The 19,621-nt window shown below is 51.5% G+C and carries 15 protein-coding genes; 11 read left to right on the forward strand and 4 right to left on the reverse strand.

Features of this window, described 5'->3' with window-relative positions:
• The first annotated feature begins 136 nt into the window (after window positions 1-136).
• From A8F97_RS02085 to A8F97_RS02110, 6 genes are all read left to right on the forward strand, one after another.
• The gene (locus tag A8F97_RS02085; RefSeq protein ID WP_181374917.1) at window positions 137-1,186 is read left to right on the forward strand and encodes a type II asparaginase; all 1,050 of its coding nucleotides are present in this window, start codon (window positions 137-139) and stop codon (window positions 1,184-1,186) included.
• A gap of 259 nt (window positions 1,187-1,445) precedes the next feature.
• Complete coding sequence (aroL, locus tag A8F97_RS02090) at window positions 1,446-1,967, forward strand: shikimate kinase AroL (protein WP_014700868.1); 522 nt, start codon at window positions 1,446-1,448, stop codon at window positions 1,965-1,967.
• Window positions 1,968-2,105: 138 nt separating this feature from the next.
• On the forward strand, window positions 2,106-2,390 hold the full coding sequence (gene ppnP / locus A8F97_RS02095; RefSeq protein ID WP_005975968.1) for a pyrimidine/purine nucleoside phosphorylase: 285 nt from the start codon (window positions 2,106-2,108) through the stop codon (window positions 2,388-2,390).
• Window positions 2,391-2,732: 342 nt separating this feature from the next.
• Window positions 2,733-4,010 (forward strand): nucleoside permease, encoded by a 1,278-nt coding sequence (locus tag A8F97_RS02100; protein ID WP_014700867.1) that lies wholly within the window; start codon window positions 2,733-2,735, stop codon window positions 4,008-4,010.
• Window positions 4,007-5,008: an ADP-ribosylglycohydrolase family protein gene (locus A8F97_RS02105; protein WP_014700866.1), complete on the forward strand. Its 1,002-nt coding sequence runs from the start codon at window positions 4,007-4,009 to the stop codon at window positions 5,006-5,008. The genes A8F97_RS02100 and A8F97_RS02105 overlap by 4 nt, the downstream gene beginning before the upstream one ends.
• Window positions 5,008-5,985, forward strand: a complete 978-nt coding sequence (locus tag A8F97_RS02110; RefSeq protein WP_015730991.1) for a PfkB family carbohydrate kinase — start codon at window positions 5,008-5,010, stop codon at window positions 5,983-5,985. The genes A8F97_RS02105 and A8F97_RS02110 overlap by 1 nt, the downstream gene beginning before the upstream one ends.
• Here A8F97_RS02110 and A8F97_RS02115 read toward each other — a convergent pair.
• Window positions 5,959-6,705 carry a GntR family transcriptional regulator gene (locus A8F97_RS02115; RefSeq protein WP_014700864.1) on the reverse strand — a complete coding sequence of 249 codons (747 nt, stop codon included), beginning with the start codon at window positions 6,703-6,705 and terminating at the stop codon, window positions 5,959-5,961. The genes A8F97_RS02110 and A8F97_RS02115 overlap by 27 nt on opposite strands.
• A 674-nt stretch (window positions 6,706-7,379) precedes the next feature.
• On the opposite strand from A8F97_RS02115, the gene A8F97_RS02120 reads away from it, so the two are divergent.
• Window positions 7,380-9,170: a methyl-accepting chemotaxis protein gene (locus tag A8F97_RS02120; RefSeq protein WP_033071836.1), complete on the forward strand. Its 1,791-nt coding sequence runs from the start codon at window positions 7,380-7,382 to the stop codon at window positions 9,168-9,170.
• 62 nt (window positions 9,171-9,232) lie between these two features.
• Here A8F97_RS02120 and rdgC read toward each other — a convergent pair whose 3' ends face one another.
• Window positions 9,233-10,162, reverse strand: coding sequence for a recombination-associated protein RdgC (gene rdgC, locus A8F97_RS02125; protein ID WP_014700862.1), 930 nt, complete (start codon window positions 10,160-10,162; stop codon window positions 9,233-9,235).
• Window positions 10,163-10,451: 289 nt separating this feature from the next.
• On the opposite strand from rdgC, the gene mak reads away from it, so the two are divergent.
• The gene (gene mak, locus A8F97_RS02130) at window positions 10,452-11,363 is read left to right on the forward strand and encodes a fructokinase (RefSeq protein ID WP_014700861.1); all 912 of its coding nucleotides are present in this window, start codon (window positions 10,452-10,454) and stop codon (window positions 11,361-11,363) included.
• 3 nt (window positions 11,364-11,366) lie between these two features.
• Here the strand turns inward: mak and A8F97_RS02135 are convergent, their stop codons facing one another.
• Together A8F97_RS02135 and sbcD are read right to left on the reverse strand one after the other, a co-directional pair.
• Window positions 11,367-15,050: an SbcC/MukB-like Walker B domain-containing protein gene (locus A8F97_RS02135; RefSeq protein ID WP_033071835.1), complete on the reverse strand. Its 3,684-nt coding sequence runs from the start codon at window positions 15,048-15,050 to the stop codon at window positions 11,367-11,369.
• Window positions 15,047-16,273: an exonuclease subunit SbcD gene (gene sbcD, locus A8F97_RS02140; protein WP_033071834.1), complete on the reverse strand. Its 1,227-nt coding sequence runs from the start codon at window positions 16,271-16,273 to the stop codon at window positions 15,047-15,049. Before sbcD ends, A8F97_RS02135 begins: the two co-directional genes overlap by 4 nt.
• Window positions 16,274-16,567: 294 nt before the next feature.
• Here sbcD and phoB point away from each other — a divergent pair, with 294 nt between their 5' ends.
• The 3 genes from phoB to A8F97_RS02155 are packed head-to-tail and all read left to right on the forward strand — an operon-like array spanning window position 16,568 to window position 19,561.
• The gene (gene phoB, locus A8F97_RS02145) at window positions 16,568-17,257 is read left to right on the forward strand and encodes a phosphate response regulator transcription factor PhoB (protein ID WP_005975981.1); all 690 of its coding nucleotides are present in this window, start codon (window positions 16,568-16,570) and stop codon (window positions 17,255-17,257) included.
• A gap of 27 nt (window positions 17,258-17,284) precedes the next feature.
• Window positions 17,285-18,607 (forward strand): phosphate regulon sensor histidine kinase PhoR, encoded by a 1,323-nt coding sequence (phoR, locus tag A8F97_RS02150; protein WP_014700858.1) that lies wholly within the window; start codon window positions 17,285-17,287, stop codon window positions 18,605-18,607.
• Window positions 18,608-18,622: 15 nt separating this feature from the next.
• Complete coding sequence (locus A8F97_RS02155) at window positions 18,623-19,561, forward strand: PstS family phosphate ABC transporter substrate-binding protein (RefSeq protein WP_014700857.1); 939 nt, start codon at window positions 18,623-18,625, stop codon at window positions 19,559-19,561.
• Window positions 19,562-19,621 lie beyond the last annotated feature (60 nt).

Below are 19,621 nucleotides of genomic sequence, written 5' to 3' on the forward strand. Positions count from 1 at the left end.
ATGTTAATCCGTTGAATTCTGCGGCATTATAAGCGCCAATGTTGGCAGGCTGCCAACAGAGTGGAGGTTTTTTACTTACAGATCAGACACCTGACGTATCTGATCTGCCACTTAACTCAATAAGTTGGTATAGGTTATGAAAAGGATGTTTAACGCATTATTCGTTGTTGTTTTTGTTTGTTTTTCGTCTCTGGCGAATGCGGCAGAAAATTTACCTAACATTGTCATTCTGGCAACGGGCGGTACGATTGCGGGTTCCGCAGCGGCCAATACGCAAACCACTGGGTACAAGGCTGGGGCGCTGGGCGTAGAGACGCTGATTCAAGCAGTGCCTGAACTGAAAACGCTTGCCAACATTAAAGGTGAGCAGGTTGCCAGCATCGGCAGTGAAAATATGACCAGCGATGTGTTGTTAACGCTGAGCAAGCGCGTGAACGAGCTGCTGGCCCGCGGCGATGTTGATGGCGTGGTCATTACGCATGGTACGGATACGCTCGACGAATCGCCTTATTTTCTGAACCTGACAGTGAAAAGCGACAAACCGGTCGTCTTTGTCGCTGCGATGCGCCCGGCAACGGCAATCAGTGCCGACGGCCCGATGAACCTGTACGGTGCAGTAAAAGTGGCTGCGGATAAAAACTCTCGTGGCCGTGGGGTGCTGGTGGTGCTGAACGATCGTATCGGTTCTGCCCGTTTCATCAGCAAAACCAACGCCTCTACGCTGGATACCTTTAAAGCGCCAGAAGAAGGTTATCTTGGTGTGATTATCGGTGACAAAGTGTACTACCAGACGCGTCTGGATAAAATTCATACTACGCGCTCTGTGTTTGACGTGACCAACATTGATAAACTGCCCGCCGTCGACATTATTTATGGCTATCAGGACGATCCAGAATATATGTATGACGCCTCTATCAAGCATGGTGTAAAAGGCATCGTGTATGCGGGTATGGGCGCAGGTAGCGTATCTAAGCGCGGCGATGCAGGCATCCGTAAAGCGGAAAGCAAAGGTGTGGTGGTTGTGCGCTCCAGCCGTACCGGCAGCGGTATCGTACCACCGGATGCTGGCCAACCTGGTCTGGTTGCCGATTCTCTAAGCCCGGCAAAATCACGTATTTTGCTGATGCTGGCACTGACGAAAACGACGAACCCAGCCGTGATTCAGGATTACTTCCACGCTTATTAAGCGTCTGAGCGGTTTTTAGTATGATAGCCCCGCCGTTAAACGCGGGGTTTTTTGCTCTTGCTTATCTCGCTTTTTGTTCCCATAGAGAAGTCACTTCCCTCTCTGCTGATTTTATCGGTATGATTCAGTCCACGACAAAGCAGGTAATCACCCCATTTATCTTTGATACCCGAAATTGTTTGAGTTGCAGTGCAGTCAATGTGCGTACAGCTTGAAATATGACGGAACGGGTGAGTAAAAAAGAAGGATTCGTCATTACATGACACACCCCATTTTTATGGTTGGTGCCAGAGGCTGTGGGAAGACTACGGTAGGGCATCAACTGGCACAGGCGTTAGGATATGACTTTGTCGATACCGACCTGTTTATGCAGCAGACGACCAATATGACGGTGGCTGATGTGGTTGCGCAGGAAGGATGGCATGGTTTTCGCCAGCGTGAAAGTCTAGCGCTTCAGCAGGTGACATCCAACCGTTACATCGTTGCGACTGGCGGCGGTATGGTATTGGCTGAAGCCAATCGACGTTTTATGCATGACCAAGGTATTGTCATTTACCTCCATGCGAATGCCGAATTGCTGGCTCAGCGATTGGAGGAAAACCCGCAGGATAACCAGCGGCCTACGCTGACAGGTCGCCCGATCGCCGAGGAAATGGCCGACGTGCTGGCCGCGCGCGAAGCGCTTTATCGCGGTGTTGCGCATCACGTCATTGATGCGTCGCAGACGCCGGAAGCCATTGTGGCAAATGTGTTGAAGGCGCTGCGCTCGTCGGCAGCGTAGGGTGATAAACGGGGCACCGATAAAATAATCATCAGTCAGTGTTATTGAACACTAACTTTCAATGAATAGATCGTGACAGTGGCGCGACTCTCCTTTTAAGATGAATTTCCTGAATTTTTCGACGATAGGTGCCGCGCTATGCTGAATGTAAATGAGTATTTTGCAGGGAAGGTCAAGTCAATCGGTTTTGAAGGCGACAGCATTGGCCGCGCCAGTGTCGGTGTTATGGATGCGGGTGAGTACACGTTTGGAACCGGACAGCCGGAAGAAATGACGGTCATCACCGGGGCATTGAAAGTGCTGTTGCCCGGCGCACCGGATTGGCAGGTTTTTACACCGGGAGAAACGTTTTTCGTTCCTGGAAAAAGCGAATTCAATTTACAGGTGGTCGAACCGACCTCTTATTTGTGTAAGTATTTGTAATACCTATTTATATTCTATACCCTAAGTCATTCGAGTTTTAGGACAAAGTGTTAGCGTTTTGAACAACGCAGATGCAACTTGAAATATGACGGGTATACATCATTCTCGCCGCGCTATGTGCTACATGACGCGGCGTTTTTTATACTGATTCTGCACTATCCTTCTTATCCCCATTTTTAACCCCACCTGTTATCACGCTTTTCTGTCATTTTTTCTCCCTAGAATGATAAATTTTGCTGCAAAAATGTTATGGAGTTCAAATAATGAACTCAAAGGTATTTAAAAGGTATTATTAATTGGTATTTTAAAGGTGTACCTTACTTTGTCATGAAGGATGTAAATATGAAAACTACAGCAAAGCTGTCGTTCATGATGTTCGTTGAATGGTTTATCTGGGGAGCCTGGTTCGTTCCACTCTGGCTGTATCTGAGCAAAAGTGGGTTCACGGCGGGTGAAATCGGCTGGTCGTATGCCTGTACCGCCATTGCCGCTATTTTATCGCCGATTCTGGTGGGGTCACTTACCGACCGCTTCTTTGCTGCGCAAAAGGTGTTGGCGGTGCTGATGTTCGCCGGAGCGATACTAATGTATCTGGCTGCACAGCAAACTGAATTTATGTATTTCTTCCCGCTGTTGTTGGCGTATTCATTAACTTACATGCCCACTATCGCGTTGACTAACAGTATCGCTTTCTCCCACGTTGGCGACGTGGAACGGGATTTCCCACGTATCCGTGTATTGGGAACGATCGGCTGGATCGCCTCCGGTATCGTATGTGGCTTTCTGCCGACGTGGCTTGGGTTTAGCGATATTTCTCCCACTAATATTCCGTTGCTGATTACCGCCGCCAGCTCTGCGTTACTCGGTTTCTTTGCCTTTTTCCTGCCAGATACGCAGCCGAAAAGCACTGGCAAGTTGAATGTTAAAGTCATGCTGGGGCTGGATGCGATTGTGTTGCTGAAAGACAAAAACTTTCTGGTGTTTTTTGTCTGCTCCTTCCTGTTCGCGATGCCACTGGCGTTTTATTACATTTTTGCCACTGGGTTCCTTACCGAAGTTGGCATGAAAAACGCGACGGGTTGGATGACGCTGGGCCAGTTCTCGGAAATTTTCTTCATGCTGGCGTTACCGTTTTTCACCAAACGTTTTGGTATTAAAAAGGTATTGTTGCTGGGGCTGGTGACGGCGGCTATCCGCTATGTCTTCTTCGTCTACGGCGACGCTTATCACTACTTCACGTATGCACTGCTGTTCCTCGGCATTCTGCTGCACGGCGTGAGTTACGATTTCTACTATGTTACCGCCTATATCTACGTTGATAAAAAAGCGCCTGTACACATGCGCACAGCGGCGCAGGGCCTGATTACGCTTTGCTGTCAGGGCTTCGGCAGCCTGTTGGGATACCGTTTAGGGGGCGTGATGATGGAGAAACTTTTCGCCCACGGTGAACCGGTAAACGGCCTGACCTTCAACTGGACCGGCATGTGGCTTTTTGGTGCGGTGATGATCGCGATTATTGCGCTGATCTTTATCCTGCTGTTCCGTGAGTCAGATAAAGCAATCTCGACGATTGATGTAGAAGGTGCAAATCAGCATTTCAGTACAGAGGAAAACAAATGAAACAAGAACGTATTCTCGGAGCCTTATATGGCCAAGCTTTAGGGGATGCGATGGGTATGCCATCGGAACTGTGGCCTCGAACGCGCGTGAAAGCGCATTTCGGCTGGATTGATCGCTTTTTACCCGGCCCGGCGGAAAACAATGCCGCGTGCTATTTCGGTCGTGGCGAGTTTACGGATGATACCTCGATGGCGCTGAGTCTGGCTGATGCCATCATTGAATGTGATGGAGAAATCAATGCCGATGCGATTGGTCGCCACATCCTGAAGTGGGCGGAGTCGTTCGATGCATTTAATAAAAACGTACTCGGTCCAACGTCTAAAATTGCGTTGAATGCGATCCGCCAAGGCACGCCGGTGAGCGAACTGGAAAATAATGGCGTCACGAACGGTGCTGCGATGCGGGCGTCTCCGCTCGGTTGTCTGCTGCCCACGCACGATCTTGATACCTTCATCGAGCAGGTTGCGCTGGCATCTAGCCCGACGCATAAATCCGACCTGGCGATTGCGGGAGCCGTCGTCATTGCCTGGGCTATTTCCCGTGCGATTGACGGATCAGACTGGCAGGATATCGTCGATGCGTTGCCATCTGTGGCGCGCCATGCACAGGAAAAACGAATTACCACGTTTAGCGCTTCTCTCGCCGCGCGTCTGGAGTTGGCATTGAGTATCGTGCGTAATGCAAACGGTACGGAAAGTGCCAGCGAGCAGCTTTATCAACTGATTGGTGCGGGAACGAGCACGATCGAATCTGTTGCTACTGCAATCGCAATGGTGGAGCTGGCGCAAACTGACCCAAACCGCTGTGCGATTTTGTGCGCCAACCTCGGGGGGGACACCGATACTATTGGGGCGATGGCGACGGCGATATGTGGTGCGTTGCACGGGGTAACGGCGCTTGATGCCGCGTTGAAGCAAGAACTGGATGACATTAACCAGCTTGATTTTCATCGCTATGCCAGCCTGCTGCTGCAATACCGTTCAGCACGGGAGGCGTGATGAAGGCCAGCGAACTTGCCGCAAAATTGGATGAATTAGCGACACGTCAGCCGCTGACCATCGTTGGGGCTGCGGTGATTGATGTGATTGCCGATGCTTATGCGTTGCCGTACCGCGGATGCGATATTGAACTGAAGCAGCAAAGTGTGAATATCGGTGGCTGCGCCTTGAATATTGCCATTGCGCTTAAACGTCTTGGGATGGAAGCACAAAACGCTTTGCCTGTCGGGCAGGGCGTGTGGGCGGATATCATTCGTAATAGTCTGGAAAAACAGAACATTACTACAGTGGTACAAACCAATTCGGGAGACAATGGCTGGTGTCTGGCGCTGGTTGAGCCGGACGGTGAACGGACGTTTATGTCCTTCAGCGGCGTTGAAAACCAGTGGAGTGACACGTGGCTAGCGTCGTTATCTATCGCATCGGGGAGTTTTATCTCGCTTTCGGGCTATCAACTGGCGGCACCGTGTGGCGAGCGTCTGGTAAGCTGGCTGGAAACCTTGCATAACGTCACGCCATTTATCGATTTTGGCCCACGTATTGCCGATATCCCGGCAAACCTGATGGCGCGTATTATGGCGCTTCATCCCGTCGTATCTCTTAATCGTCAGGAGGCGGAAGTGGCGGCGGAAATGCTCGGCGTGTCGGCTGAGGTGCAAACGCTGGGGCGTGCCTGGCGGGAGAAATACTGTGCATCGGTGATTATCCGTCAAGACAAAGCGGGAGCCTGGTATTTTGATGCGACTTCTGAGGGCCTCGTCGCCCCGTTTCCCGCAACTGTGGTTGACACCATCGGTGCGGGAGACAGCCATGCAGGAGGGACGCTGGCAGGTTTGGCCGCTGGGTGGTCGTTGGCGGATGCCGTCACGCTGGGGAATGCTGTTGCGGCTTTTGTCGTGAGCCACCGGGGGGGAGATTGTGCACCCACGCAGGCCGAACTTCGTACTCGGTTACTCCTCGCAGACGAACACGTATAGATCGCTACGGCAATAGCTGATGCTGTATTCGATAGGCCGGTTCTGCTGGTCGAGCGCAATTTGCTTGATGACCAGAACCGGTACTTTATTATCAAGCTGAATATGTGATTGAAACTCGGCATCGGGCATACGTGCACTGACGCGACTGCGTGTACGCTGCGGATTGATGTTCTGGCTGCGAAAATAGTCATAAAGCGAGACGCCGATATCCTCAGCGTCAGCGATCAGATCAACAGGAACATACGACTCTTCAATGGAAACGGCGTCTTCATCCACATAGCGGATACGTTTTAACAGAAAAACGGAAGTCTCTGGCGCAATAGCCAACTGTTCAGCTACTTCCTTGCTGCTTTTTACGATTTGTTTGTTCACCCACAGCGTATTGGGTTTTTTGCCTCGCAGCACGACCTGTTGTGAAAATCCGCGCGCTTCTTTCAGCGAATACTCAAAAATATTATTGATTTGTGTACCGTAGCCGCGCACGCGGGTAACAACGCCTTCTTCTTCCAGCGTCTGCATCGCCTTGCGTACCGTAATGCGTGACACCCCAGCTAACTGACTCAGGTCACGCTCTCCCGGCAGAATGTTGCCATGCTCTAGCGCACCGCTGCGCACGGCATTTTTGACCGTTTCGGCAAACTTTAGGTAGAGCGGAGTATTGTCTACTGTCGCAAAGCGCTGAGTAAGCTGTTCTATTAATTGAGTATGCGCGTGTTCCATTCTTCTCTGATCCCGATCTACCTGCGTAGGATTTCATAATACCACTGGTATTATCGTCTCTATACCTAAAATGGCAACGCTACAGTCCATTGTCAGACGATGGCATCTGCGATACGAAATGCACAGCAGGCTCTTGATGGGAGTGTGTTAATGCTAGCGTTCACTTTTGGCTGTTTATTCACCAATAATAAATGATTTTATGTCGAAAAATTCCACTGCGCCCCCCACATAAAATAAAACTTACTTATTAATCTGTAGCATATATCTCTGCCGCGTAATCTCTCGCTCTTCTCTGTAAAGCTCATCATTAATTCCATACATGAGTTATTTTATTTAATTATTTTTATTAATTAATAACATGAAAGAATAGAGAGATTATTAGGAATTATCCCTGAATTGTTAAGGTTTAATAAATAATGAATCGTATCAATAATTTTTTATTATGGAAAATAATAAGTTATTTATTCGTCACTGTTGTTTTTTGGTAGTGATTTACTTTGATTTTTAGGCGTGTTTTTCATTGCTCTACTTTTTTTACGTAATAGATTAGTTGAACGTATTAATTTTCAAAGCAGTTTTTAAGATAAATGGCTTCTGTAGAATGTGATCGCATTCAAGTTTTATTTCTCTGTGCCGTTATGGATAGTATAACTATTCTACGCAAAGAGTATTTTATGCTGAAAACGACGCGTTCCCGCATTCTTGCGGCCTGTTCGACCATTGTTGTACTTTCGCTTGTTATTAATACTTTTCTTAATTACACCATAGCCAATAATGCTAATAAGGCCTCGATCCAAAATACGCTGGATGCGGTTGCGACCAGCCATACCATAGCTATTAGCGACTGGGTTGCTTCTAAAACGCTGATGATCTCTGCGCTACACGATCGTGCTATAAAGGATGAGGATCCTATCCCACTGTTCAAACAGATCGTAGCATCCGGCGGGTTCCTGAATGTATACATGGGGTACGCCAACGGCACCGCAAAATTTGCCGATCCTGGCGGTATTCCTGCCGATTACAACCCTACTATCAGGCCCTGGTATCAGCAGGCGGTGAAAGAGGGCAAACCGCTAGCGACTGCGCCGTATGTCGATATGGTGACCAATACGCTGGTGGTTTCTTTTGTCGCACCCGTGTTGGAAGGCAGTACGGTTAGAGGCGTAGTCGGCAGCGATGTCACGATGAAAAGCGTGATCGAAAATGTAAAGGCTATCAACCCCAGTTCGGGGAGTTTCGGCGTGCTGATTGACCGTAGTGGTACGATCATTGCTCACCCGGATGAAAAACTGACGCTGAAGAAGATCACCGACATTGCTCCTGCGATTAATCTGAATGAGATTCTTTCAGCAGAAAGTGCTAGCGATGTGGATTTTTCTGGGGTGACAAAACTGGTGCTGGCAAAACCGATTGCTGGCACGAACTGGTACATGCTGGTGGCGCTGGATAAAACCGAGGCCACCGCAGGCATGCGTTCACTGCTTTCTACATCGGTCATCACGCTGGTGGTTATCGCGCTGTTGGGAACGTTGGTTATTGGCTTCATCATTACCTCTACGCTCAAGCGACTGCTGCAAATCCGTGATGCAATGGATGATATCAGCAATGGTAACAACGACCTGACACAGCGACTGCCGGATGAAGGACATGATGAAGTGGCGCAAATTGCCCGGGCGTTTAATACCTTCATTGATAAAATCGGTCAGGTAATGATTCAGATTCGCGACATCAGCGCATCGCTTCAGGTGGCAGCGGATGAAATCTCTGCGGGGAACAACGATCTCTCCGCGCGTACCGAAGCATCGGCATCGAGTATTCAGCAAACGGCGGCCTCTCTGGAAGAAATCTCTGCGGCGGTGACGCAATCGGCTGGGTCGGCGCAGCAGGTTAATGCCAAAGCGCTGCTGCTGTCGAAAGATGCTAGCACGGGCGGACAAGTGGTGTCCGATGTGATTGTCACGATGGAAGATATCGTGGTCGCATCCGGTAAAATTGGTGACATCATCGGTGTGATTGATGGCATTGCATTCCAGACTAACATTCTGGCGCTTAATGCTGCGGTTGAGGCGGCGCGGGCAGGTGAACAGGGCCGGGGTTTCGCCGTTGTCGCTGGCGAAGTTCGCAGTCTGGCGCAGCGTAGCGCACAGGCCGCAAAAGAAATTAAAGCGCTGATTGAGTCGACTGTCTCTAGCGTGACGTCTGGCTCAGTGCAGGTGCGCCATGCCAGTGACAAGATGAATGAAATTGTCGGTGGCGTGTCCACGGTGACGACCGTGATGTCTGAAATCACGCATGCGGCAGATGAGCAAATGCGTGGCATTAATGAGATCAATAAAGCGGTAGCACAGTTGGATTCGATGGTGCAACAAAACGCCGCGTTAGTGCAGGAGTCTGCCGCTGCGTCGGGTGCGCTGCAATCACAGGCTGAAGAGTTGAACTCTGTTGTTGGACATTTCCGGGTTTAGCGGGTTCAGTCACAGAGGATGTCTTGCCCGCTGCCTGAACGGTAGCGGGCAATGGCCGAGAATTAACGTTGGGCTTCGCCGCCCAACGCTTCAATCAGATTGGCAATTAATGCAGCCAGTTCGCTGGTCATCAAAATGAAATCGGCATCAAACCGCTGAGCAAAATCTTCCCGATCGATATCGTCATTCTGTTCCCGCAGCGTATCTGAGAACTTCAAGCGTTTTACCGAGCCGTCGTCAGACAAGACCAGTTGAATGCGCTCCTGCCAGTCCAGCGCCAGCTTGGTGACCAGCTTGCCCGCCTCAATATGCACGGCGATTTCATCACAGACCAAGTCCTGTTTTTTACAGCGGATAACTCCACCGTCTTCCAGAATAGCTTTCAGCTCTGCTTCATCTTGTAACGCGAACCCTGCCGCCGGTTCACCGGAACGCACCCACTCGGTCAGCGTCAGCTCGATGGGGTTTTCCATCGTCAATGGTACAACGGGTAGGGAACCCAGTGTTTTACGCAGCAGCGCCAGCGTGTCCTCTGCTTTTTTAGCGCTGGCAGCATCGACCATAATCAGGCCGTTAACCGTATCGATCCACAGCCAGACCTGACTGAAACGGCTGAATGCACGCGGCAGCAGGCTGTGCAGCACTTCGTCTTTCAGTGAATCTTTTTCGGTTTTTTTCAGCTTGCGGTGCTGCTCTGCTTCTAGACGTTCAATTTTGGCCTGAAGGGTTTGCTTGATGACCGGAGACGGCAGGATTTTTTCTTCTTTGCGAACGCAGATAACGATTTGCCCATTAACGACGTGCGTTAATGCATCGCTATGCGATCCCATTGGCGATACCCAACCCGTTTTCATCATATCCTGACTGCCACACGGGGTGAATGCGAAGGCGCTGAGCCGTTTTTCCATTTCATCCGCAGATAAAACGTTATCCTTGGACAGCGCGCTGTCCCGGCTTAGGCGGTAAATCATTAAGTTTTTAAACCACAACATGGTGTTATCCCTGACTGGGCGCGCAGGTTTGCACGCGGGTTTGTAATGTTGCGCGCATGATAACGAATTCGAAGCCGTAATGTGGAATAAAATACCTGGATTCAGAGGAATACCTATCACGTTTTGGATTGCAGTCGATTGGTTTCTCTGGTTATACCCGCCATACTTCAAGCTGCATGTGCGTTGGCTATGCCACTCGAATTATTTAGGGTATCTATCTATAAATAAAAACGTTTTCAGGTCGGTAGCAAACTTACACGGGCCTATTTACCACACGTGGGGAGACATCATGAGAATCGGTATCGATCTGGGCGGGACGAAAACAGAAGTTATTGCGCTGGATGACGAGGGGAATGAACGTTTTCGGCAGCGTATGCCGACGCCAAGAAATGATTATCCGGAAACGCTGCGGACTATCGTCACGTTGGTGGAGAGGGCCGAAAAAGCGACGGGTTGCCACAGCAGTGTCGGCGTGGGGATCCCCGGTACGCTGTCACCGTTTACCGGCAAGGTAAAAAATGCTAACTCCACCTGGCTCAACGGTCAGGCACTGGATCTTGATCTTGCCACGTTGCTGAATCGGCCGGTGCGGGTCGCCAATGATGCGAACTGTTTTGCGGTTTCAGAAGCGGTTGATGGTGCCGGGGCAGGGAAACAGACCGTCTTCGCGGTGATCATCGGCACTGGCTGTGGTTCGGGGATTGCGCTGAACGGCCAGGCTCACGTCGGCGGCAACGGTATTGCGGGTGAATGGGGACATAACCCGCTGCCCTGGATGGATGACGATGAGCTACGCTATCGGCAGACGGTTCCCTGCTACTGCGGCAAGTCCGGCTGCATTGAATCCTTTATTTCTGGTACGGGATTTGCGTTGGATTATCAGAGCCTGAGTGGGCAGCCGCACAAAGGAGAGGCAATTATTGCCTTAGCGGAGCAGGGCGATCCCATCGCCGAACTGGCATTACAGCGCTATGAACATCGTCTGGCAAAATCGCTGGCGCATGTGATCAACTTGCTCGACCCGGATGTCGTGGTGCTGGGAGGTGGGATGAGCAATGTTTCTCGCCTTTATCAGACCGTGCCGGAAAAGATTAAACCGTGGATCTTCGGCGGTGAGTGCGAAACGCCTGTGCGTCAGGCCATACACGGCGACTCCAGCGGAGTGCGCGGAGCCGCCTGGCTTTGGCCAAAGACGAAGTAATGGCTACACGGCATACTGCGGTGCTAGCTTGCTGACGCCCAGACCGTTAACCTTCTGCACTTTGATCTGTACCGGAATACGCTCCTTCATGGCGTCGACATGGCTAATGACGCCGATGGTTTTGCCAGAGGCGTTCAGGTTATCCAGCGCATCCAGCGCGATATCCAGCGTCTCGGCATCTAGCGTGCCGAAGCCTTCATCCAGAAACAGAGAGTCGATGCTGGCTTTATGGCTGACCAGATCGGATAACGCCAGCGCCAGCGATAGACTCACCAGAAAGCTCTCGCCGCCGGACAGCGTGCGCGTATCGCGTTCGGCGTCTGCTTGCCAGGTGTCCACCACCAGCAGTTCCAGATCGTCACCGGGTTTTCGCTTCAACATATAGCGCCCGTGCAGACGAGAGAGCTGTAGATTGGCGAGATAAACCAGATGATCCAAGGTGAGCCCCTGGGCAAACTTACGGAATTTATGCCCACTTTGTGAGCCGATGAGCGTATTAAGACAGCTCCAGTCGTCATACTTTTGCTGACTTTGGGCGATCTCATTGAGCAAATCCTGCTGATTTTGACGCTGTTGTCGATCGTCGTTCAGTTGACGCTGAATTTCTCCCTGCTGCCGCACAGTGAAATGCAGCGTTTCATCCAGCGTTGCCAACTGCTGCTGTACTGCTTCTTGTGTGGCATCTTCCAGCAGAGAAGTTGGTCGCTTTTGTTGATGGGCGAGCAGCTCCCGTTCAGCCTGCTGGTGAAGTGCTGCTGCCTGCTGCAAACTCTGATACAGCTTTTCCTTCCATACCTGCAAGGTCTGTCGTTCCTGCTCAGCAAGCAGCGCATTCAGGAAGGTGGTTTCATCAGCAAAAGCACTTTGCTGCAAAGCCTGAGTGAATCGTTCAGTCGCACTATCGCGTTGATGCATGCTCTGCTCATACTGCTGTTGCGTGCGGGTTAGCTCTCCCGTCAGGCGGCTCAACGTGGTTTCAGCCTGCTGACGTGCTAATTGCGCTAACCGAAGCGCATTATCATATTGCTGGCTAGTTCGTTGTAGCTGCTCGCGTACTGCGGCGATTTGCCTGTCGCCGAAAAGCGTCAGTCGTTCCTGCTGGTTCGTATTGAGCAGAGCGGTGCGCTGCTCCAGTTGCTGTTGCTGCGCCTGTAATTGCTGCGTTGTCTCGGTCACGCTGTGGCTCAGATACTGAAGATCGCTTTCCAGCGTGGCTAACCGGGGAATTAAGCGGGATTGATCCTGTTCTTTGGTTTTCCATATTTGCCACTCGCTGTCGCGCTGTGCCAACCAGTCATCCTGTGCAGTGGCTTCCGGAAGAGGCAGATTCGTGTTTGCCAGCGTCTGCGTGATTTCCTGAGTGTGCTGCGCGAGCCGTTGCTGCGTATTTTGCTGCGACTGAAGGGTATCTGCCTGCATATCGTTTAGCGAAGTTCGTTGCTGGGTATTCAGCACAGTTTTCTGATCCAGTTCCCTCTGTAGGGCTTCTGCAACCGTCAGTGAATCCTTACTTTCCTGCCACTGTTTTTGCAACTGCTCGTGTGCGGTAATGTGCTGTCGAATGTCCTGCTCCTCGGTCTCGCGTTGCGTAAGCCAGGCTGCGGTTTCATTCTGCTGTTCCAACGTGTAGTTAACCTGTAAGCGCTCACTGACATCTTGCCACTGTTGCAGCAGGATTTGATGTTCGCTATCGAGTTGTGCGATCTCTTGTTGCAACTGTTCCCGCTGCTGCCCCAGCGAGGCGAGTTGTGCGGTCGTATTCGCCAGCGCCGTTGTTAACTGTTTCACGTCCTGCTGTCGTGCCGTCAGGCGCTTTTGGGTTTCAGACGGTTGTAACGCCTGATAGCGTTCAATCGCTGGATGCTCGGTTGAGCCGCACAGAGGGCACGCTTCTCCGGCCTGTAGCCGCTGCCTTTCGGCTTCCAGTTTAACGATACGTTCTTCCTGTCGGTACAGCATTTCCAGATCGGCCAAATGCTGGCTGCGCTGCTCATGATCAGACTGCTGCTGTTTTCGTAATATTTCTGATTGGCTGATATGCCCTTGTATCTCGTCTTGCCTGGCGAGGTGCTGCTGCTTACGCGTATGAAGGCGCTGGAACTGGTCGCTGGCTGTTGCGAGCTGCCGGCGTGTGGCTTGTTGATCGATGAGTTGATTAAACCGCTGGCGTAGAGCTGCAAGCGGCTGATGCGCTTCCTGATTTTTCCGCATTTCATCGTGTTGTATGAATTGCTGACGGGCTGCATCAACGACCGTTTGTTGTTCATGCTGCTGCGCCGTCAGCGTTGCAGCCTCCTGTTGGAGCGCTGCCGCTTGTTCGGTGTGTTGCGTCTGCTTTTGGCTCAGCTTCTGCTGCTCGTCCTGAAGCTGGCGCAATTGCAGAAACTGTGTACGCCACAGGGGAAGTTGTTCTCCCCACTGCTGATGATGTGCGTGTTGCTGGCGATAAGCTTGAATCTGTTCAAGCAGTTGTTTGGCCTGCTGTTGTTGCGCTGCTATCTGCGTTTGTTTGCTTTCGTCAGCTTGTAGGCGAAGCTGTGTTTTTGCCAGTTCGTCCTGCTGTTGGTTTTTTTGCTGTTGCAGCGTGGCAATACGATGGTCAAGCGGTACAACTTGTTCATTGATCAATAACTCTTGCTGCTGCTGCACCTGTTTGTGCTGAATAACGCCCTGCTCTGCTTTCTCTTCCTGCTGGCGTAACGTTGTCAGCGCAGTGTGCTCAGAGGCCTGCTTTCCTGACAGTTGTTCAATCTGCTGAGTGAGCGCAAGGGATTCCTGTCGATAACGTTCTCGTTCCTGATGTAACGGCCTCAGTTTTTCTGCTGGTTCGCCGTTGGCTAACCTGTCGAGCTGCGGCTTGGCCTGCTGAATGGCGGATTCGGCACTTGCGTGTTGCAACTGCGTGTTGGTGAGCTGTGTTTGCTGCCGCGTCAGTTGCTCAAACCAGCGTAGCGTAGTCAGTGCTTGCTCACGCTCAATGTTGCCCTGTTGCTCTTGCTGGGTCAGTTCGGCAAGCTGGACTTCCACCTGCTGGCGCTGCTCATCGGTCAGCAACTGAATACCTGATGCGCGTGCCTGTAGCGTGCTCAACGCGATGTTTGCCTGTTTGTGCTTGTCATAGACGTGCTCGGAAATCAGGCCGTAAATGTCCGTGCCGGTTAGCTCTTCCAGCAGTTCCGCCCGGTCGTCGGCTTTCGCATTGAGGAAGGCGGCAAACTGCCCCTGCGACAGCATCATAGAACGTGTGAAACGGCCAAAGTCTAACCCGGTGAGTTGTGTGATCATCTCTTTCTTATCATTGAGCTTTTCACACAGGATTTTGCCGCCTTCAATGAGTGCGAGCTCGGCCTTGGGGGACTGTAAATTGCCGTCTGGGACATTTCTCGCCCGACGTTGGCTCCAGAAGGCGCGGTATCCCACGCCTTTCACCTCAAATTCTACCTCGGCGAGACATTCTGCCGTGTCGCGGGTCATCAGATCATTTTGGCTGGCGGAAAGCAGACCCAAGCGAGGTGTTTCATGGTACAGCGCCAGACAGATGGCATCCAACAGCGTGGTTTTTCCTGCGCCGGTTGGGCCGGTAATGGCAAACAAGCCGTTGCTGGAAAATGGCTCTTTTGTGAAGTCGATCTTCCATTCGCCTTTCAGCGCGTTGAGATTCTTTAAGCGCAGACTGAGAATTTTCATTTGGCAGGTTCGCTATTTTCTAGTTCATTAATAACCTGATTAAACAGCGTGCGAACGCGCTGTTGGCGACCGTTTTCCATGTCTTTTTCCGTTGCCAGACGACGTTCAAAAACGTCATGTACGCTCAATTCGTTCAGCGTTTCCTTGTCCTGCCGGGTAATAGCCTGCAAACGCTGTTCGCGCGTGCGGCGTAGCAGGAGTACCTCAACGTGCAGGTGTTCTGTCATCGCCTGAATGCGTTTTTGCATGTCGCTCAGATAATCCTGCGTGTTGAGCTCGATATCCAACCACACGGGTTTATCGCCCTGATAGTTCTGGAAGGTGGCCAGTTGCTGTTCAATATCGCTCAGGCTGCCTTTAATCAACTGCATCGGTTGAGTCACGGGAATAGGCAGCGTGTCTATCTTCGGCGGTGCATCGGGTATAAAGCTGACCAGACAAACGGATTTTTCGCTGCCGAGTTCATCAAAACTCAGTGGGATTGGGGAGCCGCTATAGCGAATGTGATCACTTTTAGTCACGCGCTGCGGGCGGTGAATATGCCCCAAAGCGATATAATCCGCAGGCGGGAAAGCCTGAGCAGGGAAAGCATCGAGGGTGCCAATATAGATATCGCGCACGGATTCCGAGGCGGTTACGCCAATCGTCGTCAGATGCCCGGTTGCAATAATCGGTAGCGGCAGACCAAGCTCGTCTCGCTTCTGGCAAGCCAGTTGATAACACTGCTGATAATGCGCGGTAATCGCTTCCTGTAGTGCTAGCTGTTTTTCATCACCGGATTGTCCGGCTTTGCTGGTTAGCACATCACGTGGGCGCAAATAGGGAATGGCGCAGAGCAGGGCGCCGGGCTGCTGCTGGCGGTTTTCCAGCAGAAGCACTTGCTGGGCTGGATCGTCGCTGGCGCAGGCAATCACCCGCGTGTTCAGACAGGCCAGCAAATCTCGCGACTCGTTCAGCGTGGCGACAGAGTCGTGGTTGCCGCCAAGAATGATGAGCTGGCAGCCTGTGTGCTGTAGTTCTACTACAAAGCTATAATACATTTCACGCGCATAGCTGGGGGGCGAGCCGTTATCGAAGATATCGCCAGCTACGATAATGGCATCGACGTGATGTTGCTCTACCTGAATGATCAACCAGTGAAGAAACGCCTGATGTTCAGCGGCGCGACTTTTGGTATAAAAATATTGCCCTAAATGCCAATCGGCGGTGTGGATAATGCGCATCGTGTTCTCTCGATCTTCATGCCGCGTGGCGTTGGATGACGTTATCATTATCCATTATGTGGCACGGTGCATCGTTGCTATGGTGTTTTGTCATCGTAATGCCATGATTATATATAGCAGGGATGATGGCTGTCGCGCTGGGATCGCGAGTTTGGAAAGCGGTTCGAAAAATCGGATGTACGCACTGTAACATCGTGCGATGAGGGCGGTTTGTTTTTCATAAATCTGTCATAAAACTGACGCATAATGCTTTTCGCCTGCTAACAGCGACGATGATTAACGACAGGATTAACAATGGCAAAACGCATATTAGTCGTGGAAGATGAAGCACCAATTCGTGAAATGGTTTGCTTTGTACTGGAACAAAATGGGTATCAACCAGTGGAAGCCGAAGATTATGACAGTGCGGTAACGCAATTGTCGGAACCGTTCCCAGAGCTGGTGTTATTGGACTGGATGCTGCCAGGAGGATCGGGCCTGCAATTCATCAAGCATATGAAGCGCGAGGCGCTGACGCGTGATATTCCGGTAATGATGTTGACCGCGCGTGGCGAAGAAGAAGACCGCGTGCGCGGGCTTGAAGTGGGAGCGGATGATTACATTACCAAGCCGTTTTCACCTAAGGAGCTGGTGGCGCGAATTAAAGCTGTGATGCGCCGAATTTCACCGATGGCAGTGGAAGAAGTGATTGAAATGCGTGGTCTGAGTCTCGATCCTTCCTCTCATCGCGTGACAACTGAAGAGCACGCGCTGGATATGGGGCCGACGGAATTTAAACTGCTGCATTTCTTTATGACACATCCTGAACGTGTTTATAGCCGGGAACAGTTGCTGAATCACGTGTGGGGCACTAACGTTTATGTTGAGGATCGTACTGTCGACGTCCATATTCGTCGCCTGCGTAAAGCGCTGGAAACCAGCGGACATGACAAAATGGTGCAAACCGTTCGGGGAACGGGCTACCGTTTTTCAACGCGTTACTGAGGTGATCGTAACCGGAGAAACACTAACGTGCTAGAACGTTTATCCTGGAAAAGGCTGGCATTGGAGCTGGCTTTTTTTTGTTTGCCTGCTTTATTGCTGGGGCTGATTTTTGGCTATCTGCCCTGGTTTTTGCTGGTCGCCGTATTAGGCTTACTCTGCTGGAATTTTTATAACCAGCTTAAACTTTCTTATTGGCTGTGGGTTGACCGCAGCATGACGCCACCGCCCGGTCGCTGGAGCTGGGAGCCGCTGTTTTACGGGCTCTATCAGATGCAGTTGCGTAATCGACGCCGACGCCGGGAGCTGGCGCTCCTGATCAAACGGTTTCGCAGCGGTGCTGAATCCTTGCCGGATGCGGTGGTGATCACCACAGAAGAGGGAACGATCTTCTGGTGTAATCACCTGGCGCAGCACCTGCTTAATTTCCGTTGGCCGGAGGATAACGGTCAGAATATCCTCAACTTATTGCGCTATCCTGAATTCACTAATTACATGAAAGGGCAAGACTTTAGCCGTCCTCTCACGTTGCAGTTGAATAATTCTCACCATGTTGAATTCCGCGTGATGCCGTATTCCGAAGGGCAACTGCTGATGGTGGTGCGTGATATTACGCAAATGCACCAGCTCGAAGGCGCGAGACGTAACTTTTTTGCCAATGTGAGCCATGAGTTGCGTACCCCGTTGACGGTGTTGCAGGGCTATCTGGAAATGATGCAGGAAGAAACGCTGGATGCGGCGCTACGCGGGAAGGCGTTGAATACCATGCAGGAACAGACCCGGCGCATGGACGGGTTGGTCAAACAGTTGCTTACCCTGTCCCGGATTGAAGCGGCGACGGCAATCGATTTGAATGAAAAAGTCGATATTCCGTTGATGCTACGCGTATTGCAGCGTGAAGCGCAGACCTTGAGCCAGGGGCGTCATGAGATCGTCTTTCGTGTGAATGAAAACCTCCGGGTGTTTGGTAACGAAGAACAACTGCGCAGCGCGGTATCCAATCTGGTGTATAACGCGGTCAACCATACGCCAGAGGGAACGCGTATCGAGGTCTGTTGGCAGAAGATCCCACAGGGGGCGCAATTTCAGGTCAGCGATAACGGGCCGGGGATTGCAGCCGAGCACTTGCCACGCCTGACTGAACGTTTTTATCGCGTGGATAAGGCGCGTTCGCGACAGACGGGAGGCAGCGGGCTGGGGCTGGCGATAGTTAAGCACGCGCTCAGCCATCATGATTCCCGCTTGGAGATCATGAGTGAGGACGGTCTGGGATCGCGTTTTGTCTTTACGTTGCCAAATCGGTTGATTGTCCCTACCTCTCTGGCTGAAAATATGGCGAAACCTTCGGCCTGACGGAAAACGTTATTTATGATATCCGCCATACATATTGCGGGCGCTTTTTTACTGCTGCTTAGTGCGTTTTGCTCCGCGCAGCCTCGTCAGATGCTGGCAGGTAACCTCTCCAGCGCGGGGTCGGATACGCTGGCTAACCTGATGGCCTTTTGGGCGGCGGATTTCAGCCAGCATTATCCGAACGTGAATTTACAGATTCAGGCTGCCGGTTCATCGTCTGCGCCGACGTCTCTGGCGTCGGGTGCCGCGCAACTTGGGCCGATGAGCAGGGCAATGAAGGCCAGCGAAATTGAGGCGTTTGTTCAGCACTACGGTTACCCACCGCTGGCGGTGCCGGTGGCGATGGATGCGCTCGTCGTGTTGGTAAATCAGGATAACCCTCTGTCTGGGCTGAACGTGTCACAGTTGGACGCCATTTTTTCGATTACGCAACGCTGTGGTAACCACCAGCCGATAAAACAGTGGGGTGACCTCGGCTTACGCGGTAGTTGGGAGAAACGGACGTTACTGCGCTATGGGCGGAACTCTGCTTCGGGAACCTATGGGTTCTTTAAACAAAAAGCACTATGCCGCGGTGACTTCCTTCCTCAAGTTAATGAATTACCCGGTTCGGCATCCGTTGTGCAGGCGGTTGCAGCATCAACGGATGCGATTGGTTATGCCAGCGTGGGCTTTCGTACCAGCGGTGTGAAGATGTTGCCGTTAGCCGCACAAGGCACCGACTACATTTCCCCCTCGACTGAAAATATCCGCAGCGGTTTATATCCCTACACTCGTTATCTCTACATCTATGTCAACAAAGCGCCCGGACAACCGCTGGAAGCGCTGACGGCGGCATTTTTGGCACGCGTGCTGTCCGAAACGGGACAATCGCTGGTGAATCAAGATGGCTATCTGCCGCTGCCGGAAGCAACGCGTCGTCAGGCGCGCCAGCAGATTGGTCTGCCTGAATAACTTTTCTTCTTATCATGGATTTGCGCTATTTTCACGGAACATGAATTTTTTTCACGTGCC

This window comes from Pectobacterium parmentieri, assembly GCF_001742145.1.
Lineage (GTDB): Bacteria > Pseudomonadota > Gammaproteobacteria > Enterobacterales > Enterobacteriaceae > Pectobacterium > Pectobacterium parmentieri.

What these genes read in the sequence shown, in the direction of transcription:
- A8F97_RS02105 (WP_014700866.1), top strand. Translation starts at nt 4,007, where the DNA reads ATGAAACAAGAACGTATTCTCGGAGCCTTATATGGCCAAGCTTTAGGG.
- rdgC (WP_014700862.1), bottom strand. Translation starts at nt 10,162, where the DNA reads ATGTTGTGGTTTAAAAACTTAATGATTTACCGCCTAAGCCGGGACAGC.
- A8F97_RS02100 (WP_014700867.1), top strand. Translation starts at nt 2,733, where the DNA reads ATGAAAACTACAGCAAAGCTGTCGTTCATGATGTTCGTTGAATGGTTT.
- A8F97_RS02155 (WP_014700857.1), top strand. Translation starts at nt 18,623, where the DNA reads ATGATATCCGCCATACATATTGCGGGCGCTTTTTTACTGCTGCTTAGT.
- A8F97_RS02085 (WP_181374917.1), top strand. Translation starts at nt 137, where the DNA reads ATGAAAAGGATGTTTAACGCATTATTCGTTGTTGTTTTTGTTTGTTTT.
- A8F97_RS02135 (WP_033071835.1), bottom strand. Translation starts at nt 15,050, where the DNA reads ATGAAAATTCTCAGTCTGCGCTTAAAGAATCTCAACGCGCTGAAAGGC.
- A8F97_RS02110 (WP_015730991.1), top strand. Translation starts at nt 5,008, where the DNA reads ATGAAGGCCAGCGAACTTGCCGCAAAATTGGATGAATTAGCGACACGT.
- sbcD (WP_033071834.1), bottom strand. Translation starts at nt 16,273, where the DNA reads ATGCGCATTATCCACACCGCCGATTGGCATTTAGGGCAATATTTTTAT.
- ppnP (WP_005975968.1), top strand. Translation starts at nt 2,106, where the DNA reads ATGCTGAATGTAAATGAGTATTTTGCAGGGAAGGTCAAGTCAATCGGT.
- mak (WP_014700861.1), top strand. Translation starts at nt 10,452, where the DNA reads ATGAGAATCGGTATCGATCTGGGCGGGACGAAAACAGAAGTTATTGCG.
- A8F97_RS02115 (WP_014700864.1), bottom strand. Translation starts at nt 6,705, where the DNA reads ATGGAACACGCGCATACTCAATTAATAGAACAGCTTACTCAGCGCTTT.
- aroL (WP_014700868.1), top strand. Translation starts at nt 1,446, where the DNA reads ATGACACACCCCATTTTTATGGTTGGTGCCAGAGGCTGTGGGAAGACT.
- phoB (WP_005975981.1), top strand. Translation starts at nt 16,568, where the DNA reads ATGGCAAAACGCATATTAGTCGTGGAAGATGAAGCACCAATTCGTGAA.
- A8F97_RS02120 (WP_033071836.1), top strand. Translation starts at nt 7,380, where the DNA reads ATGCTGAAAACGACGCGTTCCCGCATTCTTGCGGCCTGTTCGACCATT.